Consider the following 3520-nt stretch of genomic DNA (forward strand, 5'->3'; position numbering starts at 1 on the left):
CTGCTCGTCAATCACCGCGACCCGACCAGGATCAGCCCCCGCCACCTCGAAGAACCGCCCATGAAGACAACACCCCCCACCACCAACAAACGAGGGCGATTCCGCACGCGCCATGCCGAGCGCCCGACCGTGCATGGCTTCGCTTCCCGAGAGGGTCTCGCCGGCCTCTCCCGTCAACCAAACGGTGAAGCGCTGGAACATCGCGTCGACGACTGAGGGCTCGATCGTGCCATCGCGCACATCCCAGTTCACGCACAGGCAACCGCCGAGCACCGAGACCTGACAATCGATGAACACCTGAGGGGTCTGTGTGATGCCGCCGGTGATGCGCCAGGCCAGTGACTGCCCGGCGCGACGGCCGGACGCTGTATCGATGGCAGCTGTGAAGACATAGGGGAATGTCAGCTGTGTGCCACCCAACAGACGAGCGAGATCGCGCATGACCGCTACACCGGAGTAGGCGCGATGGTCGAGCACATCAGCGAGTTCCTGGGAAATGGTGCGGGCGCGTTCTGCATCTGTCGTGTCCGTCCGACTGACACGCACCAGGCCCGTGGAGGTGAAGTCTCCGACCAGGGCATCAATGTGGGGGTGCAGGGCCTGGCGGTCCAGCAGCGTGGCGACGAGCGTGAACTCGGGATCCTGTGCCCACTCGCCGAGCACCTTCGCGTAGCCGCTCATGGCCAAGGCGGCGGGGGAGACGTTGATGCTGCGGGCCAGATCCATGAACCTGCACGTGGCATCGACGTCCAAGGCGTGCGCGTGACGAGTGAAGGAGACGGGGCCGTCGAGTCCGGTTGCGGTCGGTGCTGGCAGTTCCGGGGCCCTGGGGATGTTCTTCAGTCGATCGGCCCAGAACCGGTGGTCCTGCGTAGCCCGGGGGCTGTCCTCGTCCAGCTCCGTCGAGACGACGTAGTCCCGGAAACTCGGGCCCTCGGGGCCCAGGTCTGCGTGCGGATCAGCGTGCAGGGCGACGAGCTGATCGATCATGAGGGTCATGCTGGTCCAGTCGGCGACGAGGAAATCGATCGACAGGTGGAGTCGATCATCGGTGGGGCGTTCGCCACGGCTGATCGCCAGCTCCATGAGAGGGGGATGTTCCGCGTCGAGGATCTGGTGCGAGAGCCGATCGCGCAGTCGGGGGAGCTGCGCGGTGTCAACGACGGTGATCGGGCGGCGTCGGATCTCATGGCGGGGATGGGTCTGCTGATAGCCGGACCGGTGGAAGCTGGTCCGTAGCATGCCGTGACGCTCGATCAGCCTGTCGAATGCATTTTCCAAGCTGGCGGCGTCGATGGGGCCCATGTCGATCTCGAGATAGGCGTGGCAGGCGATGCCGCCGCCTTGGAAGCTGCTCGACCTGCCGAGCAGGTAGGCGGTTTGGATGTCGGTCAGGCTGAAGGGCTCGTACTGATGCTCCGGGTCCCCGCGGAGGACGGGCGCGTTCTCCGCGCGTAGTGTGTCGATGATGGCCTTCCTGTTGGCCTTGATCCGGTCTCTCAGCTCGGTTGTCATGGCGCCCGCCGGGGCCCTGAACCGCAGCGAGCCGTTCTCCTCCCAGAGCTTGATGCCGGACGCCCGGGCGGCGGCTACGAGGTGATCGATCGAATGCGTCATGGAGAGCCCTTCCTTCGGGAGGATTCATCAATTGTTCAAATACATGGACGAGTCTTACCTGCTGCATACTATATTAGGACAGACTTCCCTAATCACTTTTGTACACCGATACCGAGGAGTCCCCGTGGGTGATCATCCCGTGCCTCTTGAAGGACTGATCCAAAATGCTTCTGACAAGGTAAGAGAGTTGCTGGCGGGCAAGCTGGACGCGGACCCGGAGGAGATCGGTTGGGACGATGAGTTGACGGCCATAGGGGTCGACTCGATCGCCCTGATGGCGGTGCTCGAGTGGTTCCTGGCGGTTTCCGGCGTGCGGGTCCCCTATGCGGATGCGGTTGCCTCGCGCACCGTTGCGGGCTTGGGTCGGCTGCTGGCCTCGTACGGTTCCGAGCCCTGCCGGGTCGATCCTGGGAGGGCGCCGGCCCCCGTGCCGGCGCAGGTCGATGATGCACAGCCGTTCGCCCTGTCCGTGATGTCGCAGGCGTACTGGGCGGGCCAGCACATCGATGAGGGCGCGGAGTCGGTTGTCGCGCATTTCTACCACGAGTTCGATGGCGCTGCCATTGATCCGCGACGCATGGAGCACGCCTGCCGGCTGCTGTATGAGCGCAACCCGATGCTGCGTGCGGTGGTGACGGCCGACGGTGCCCAGTACGTTCGCCCGCTACCCGATGACTGGGCCCTGCCAGTGGATGACCTGCGCGATTTCGACGAGGCCGGGCTCACCGCCAGGCTGCAGGAGATCCGTGAGCAGAGGGCGCAACAGAACATGCGTCCTGACCGCGGCGAGGTCTTCCAGGTGTGGCTCGCTCTGCTGCCGGAGGGGCGGAGCAGGACCTTCGTCAAGCTCTACATGGGGGTCGGCGATGCGCTGAGTTTCAAGATGGCGCTCGAACAGCTCGCCGCACTTTACAAGGACCCGGATGAGCCGTGGGATGAACCCGGCATGACCTATGCCCAATACATCACCGCCATGGCGGCTGGCGGTGATCCCGTGCGTGAAGCCGACAGGCAGTGGTGGCTCGAGCGCCTCGACAGGATGCACGAGGCGCCCTCGTTGCCAGCTGGTGACCTCGGTGCCCCGTTGCATTCGCGCCGACTGGCCCACCGTTTCGAGGCTGATGAGTGGGCAGCTTTGCAAGGGCTCGCAGCTGACTTGGGCGTGACCCCCACAGTCCTGCTGCTCACGGTTTTCGGTGAGGTGATCGGAGCCTGGAGCGAGAACCGCGATCTGGTCATCAACATGCCGGTCTTCCGCAGGGAGGAGTTGCACCCGGATGTCATGCGTATCGTGGGTGATTTCACGGGCAGCCTACTGGTCGACCTGAGCACCGGGGGCGACGAGTCGCTGGCTGAGAAGGTGCGGATCAACGCCGTGCAGGTTGCCGATGCGCTGGGCCACAGCCATTACTCGGGCGTCGAGGTGCTTCGTGATCTCAACCGCTCCAGTGTCGAACGGCGCACTGCGCCGATCGTCTTCACTTCGGCCATCGGTATCGGCGAGTTGTTCGGGCCGGACTTCATGGAGGTCTTCGGTCCGCCCAGCTGGGTCGTGTCGCAGGGGCCGACTGTCCTCGTCGATTGTCAGGTCTCTGTGCTCGGCGGTTGCCTGTGCGTGAACTGGGATGTGCGCGAGCACGTCATCGATGATTCGGCCGTTGATGCCATGTTCGCCGCCTTCACCACGTGGCTCGATTCGATCGCGAGGAATGGTGCTGCCGACGGGTCTGCGGTGGTTCCTGAGACTCAGCTGTCGGTTCGTCGCGACCGCGTCGCGGCGTTGAACCGTGTTTCCGGGGATTCGAGCTCCTCGTTTGTTGGTGGTGGGGGGTGTTGTCTTCATGGGCGGTTCTTCGAGGTGGCGGGGGCTGATCCTGGTCGGGTCGCGGTGATTGACGAGCAG

The 3520-nt window shown here is 64.3% G+C and carries 2 protein-coding genes; one reads left to right on the forward strand and one right to left on the reverse strand.

The genetic code is table 11. From position 1 onward, the window contains the following. Positions 1–1617: condensation domain-containing protein (locus tag K336_RS16425; protein ID WP_162142628.1), on the reverse strand; the 1617-nt coding region annotated here is incomplete at its 3' end. A gap of 124 nt (positions 1618–1741) precedes the next feature. On the opposite strand from K336_RS16425, the gene K336_RS0112250 reads away from it, so the two are divergent. Then, a partial coding sequence (locus K336_RS0112250; RefSeq protein ID WP_233418772.1) for a condensation domain-containing protein occupies positions 1742–3520 on the forward strand: 1779 nt, incomplete at its 3' end.

It is taken from the genome of Propionibacterium acidifaciens DSM 21887, from assembly GCF_000426605.1.
GTDB classification, from domain to species: domain Bacteria; phylum Actinomycetota; class Actinomycetes; order Propionibacteriales; family Propionibacteriaceae; genus Propionibacterium; species Propionibacterium acidifaciens.